Source organism: uncultured Nostoc sp., from assembly GCF_964245575.1.
Classification (GTDB): domain Bacteria; phylum Cyanobacteriota; class Cyanobacteriia; order Cyanobacteriales; family Nostocaceae; genus Nostoc.
Genome location: NZ_CAXTNP010000502.1, coordinates 1 through 2,893, shown reverse-complemented (window position 1 = coordinate 2,893; position 2,893 = coordinate 1). Strand labels below are relative to the sequence as shown.

2 protein-coding genes are annotated in these 2,893 nt (G+C 37.6%); both read left to right on the top strand.

The window, feature by feature from the left end; genetic code table 11:
* Positions 1-83 precede the first annotated feature (83 nt).
* Positions 84-851, top strand: a complete 768-nt coding sequence (locus ACFFAP_RS37665) for a hypothetical protein (protein ID WP_375515980.1) — start codon at positions 84-86, stop codon at positions 849-851.
* A gap of 423 nt (positions 852-1,274) precedes the next feature.
* Positions 1,275-2,879: a hypothetical protein gene (locus ACFFAP_RS37660; RefSeq protein ID WP_375515979.1), complete on the top strand. Its 1,605-nt coding sequence runs from the start codon at positions 1,275-1,277 to the stop codon at positions 2,877-2,879.
* Positions 2,880-2,893: the final 14 nt, after the last annotated feature.

Below are 2,893 nucleotides of genomic sequence, written 5' to 3'. Positions count from 1 at the left end.
ATGATGATCGCATTTTGATACTGGGAACCGTCGTCGAAGAAAGCCCAGTTTATGATCAATCAATTCTAACAATGGAGTAAATAATGGAAATTTCAAAGCTTAAGACTTTAGCTATCCCTAGCTTGAATGATGTACTTCCGATACTAGATATTAATGGCGGTGTCAGTGGTAAGCCACTGCTAAAAAAAGCAACACTAGGCAGTTTGTTGGCATTAGTAGAACCTAATAATGGTGGCAATGAAAGCACATCGAATTTTACAGTACCGACAATTACCAAGACTACTGCTGCTAACGATGATTATATTATTTTGATTGACGAAACCGGAAGACCTTACAAAATTAAAAAATCAGACTTGTTAGCAGGTCTATCAAGTGGTAGCTCTTCGAGTAGCAGCACAGGGACAGGTACAGCCAGCAACGTAGTTTTTGTGAGTAATTTCAATTCAATAGTTGATGCTAAAAATCATGCTATTAATATTTACGGAAATACTGCAATCAGTACAGCACAAAGTAAATTTAATGGCTCAAGCATTTACTTTGATGGTGACGGGGATTACTTGCAGCTTGTGGATAGTAATGATTGGGATTTTGGGACAACAGATTTTACAATTGAAGCTTGGCTATACCCTACTGATAAAAGAAGTAGTAATGGTAAAGATAATGTTATCCTCAGTACAGCCTTTTTTAATAATAGCGGCTGGCAACTTGAGACAAATTCCGCTACAGTAGCAGGAAATAAAGCTTTATCATTCTTTATCGGACAATACCAAAATAGAGTATTTGTTGATGATGGAGAATGGATTAATTCTTGGAAATATATTGCAGTAAAACGGAGTGGAGCAACATTATAACTCTGGATGGATGGAGCTATAAAAAAATCCATAGATAATTATACTTTTAGCGCTAACAATAATGAACCGCTCGTAATAGGAAGGGCAGGACTCAACTGGGACGCCACACACTTTTGGAAAGGTTTTTGTGGTGGAATACGTATCTCTAAATCTGCGGTTGATGTGTCAGTAATTCCTATTTCTCCCTTCCCCACAAACTAGTATATGGCAGAATTGACTTACGCTGACCCAACTACAACGATGGATGCTAATACCCAAAAAGTGCTTAGTATCCTACCTCCCATTCAAGAATTACCGCCAGCACCAAAACCAGAAATATCACGCCCAATTGATAATCATGCCACACCACACACCACACCACCGATACAGCGAGAAATTCAGGAAACTGCACAACCTTACAGACCTACTCAACCTTATAATGGTTTGCCAGGTGGCTCTAATATTGGAGCAGGAACACAATTAAGAACTAGTAATGAAATCCGACAGCAAAATTTAGGAATAGAATTTGCTATGCGCGGAGGACAAGAGGCTATAGGTGGAGAGCTTGCATATGAGCTAAATTGGTATTTTTCTGGATTATTAAATAGCTTTTTTCCTAATAGCCAAACTTCTGCTTTAGAGAATAGTCTTACCTCTTCTAGTGCGGAAGGTGGCTTTTATACACTTGGTAAAAATCATGCTGAAATAATTCAAGATGCAATAGATAATGGGAGAAAAGTAGTTGATGATTTTCGTAATAATCCTCCAGATTTTGATATCCCACGCCCAAAAATACCAAAAATCGAATTACCCCAATTACCAGAAGTCAAACTACCAGAATTACCAGAATTTAATATACCAGAATTTAAATTCCCTGAGTTTAAAGATAAGGACAAACCCAATCCATTCCCTAAAATTCCAAGACCTAAACCAATACCCAAAAATTTAACTAGGCAACTAAGGGAATTAGAACTTTCAGAATGTGGCTCTATATCTTTTGGCTATGCTCGTGCTGCAAAAGTATTGGGATATGAGGGTAAAATTAATGAGCAAGGCGGATATTATGAGAAGCGAATTGATGTTCCTGTAAGTATAGAAGAAGTTTATGATGCTTGGCTTAAATATAATCTTACAGAAGGTGAATCGCCTACGCTTAAAGGATTTTTAGAATCGGGAGGACAAACCGGGCAAGTAACCACTACTCAAATAAATCGATTTACCTCTTTTAATACCTATTATGGAATCGGCGGGAGTATAAACTCAGATCAGCCTACGCGCTCTTATCCGTTTCATGATTTATATTTTCCATACTATTCTTATGGAAGTTTACAAATAGCAGTAAATGGAATTAATAATAATTCTGCTATTAATGCGATTTTAGATAATTTAGATAGCGAATACCCTGGGGAAGTTTATAAAATAAACGTTAGTCAACTGGATGCGAAAGATTGCCCTTTGGGTAAGCCACCTCCACCCCCAGAACCACCCCCAGAACCGCCAGAGGATTGTGATTGTATGGCTAAATGCTGTCCTGACATTGATTACAGAAAAATTCAAAAAATTATTGAATCAGAGGTTAAAAAACTTGATGTAACAGCCGCTATTCCTCTTTCTTTCCAAATTAGGCATGAAGGAGATACACCACAAATGGTAATCCAATGTGCTGAAAGAAAGAGCGCGGCTAGTGAGAATACACTAGCTAAATATGATAGTGCAAAATATCCAATTACCGTACCCCATTGGAAGGGCGGACAGAATGATAAACCTTCATTACCTCCTTATAGAAAAGGCAATTGGGAAGGGATATTAGTATTAGCTGATAACAGCAAGGTGACGATTAACGCTCAGAATGAAGCGGAATGTACGAAAATTTTAAATGCTATTAAACCTTGGATAGATAACAAAATGTTGTCAGGTTCCTATTTTAAAGGAGGCAAGATTGTTACTGAACAACCCATTAAACAAGCACTGGTATATCCCAGATATGGCAGATACTTTGCCAATGGACAGAAGAATAATAAACCTGATTGGAGAGTAGATTTTCCTTAATGCAAAGATGCCCT

Coding starts and splice junctions, on each gene's coding strand:
- ACFFAP_RS37665 (WP_375515980.1), top strand. CDS start 84: ATGGAAATTTCAAAGCTTAAGACTTTAGCTATCCCTAGCTTGAATGAT.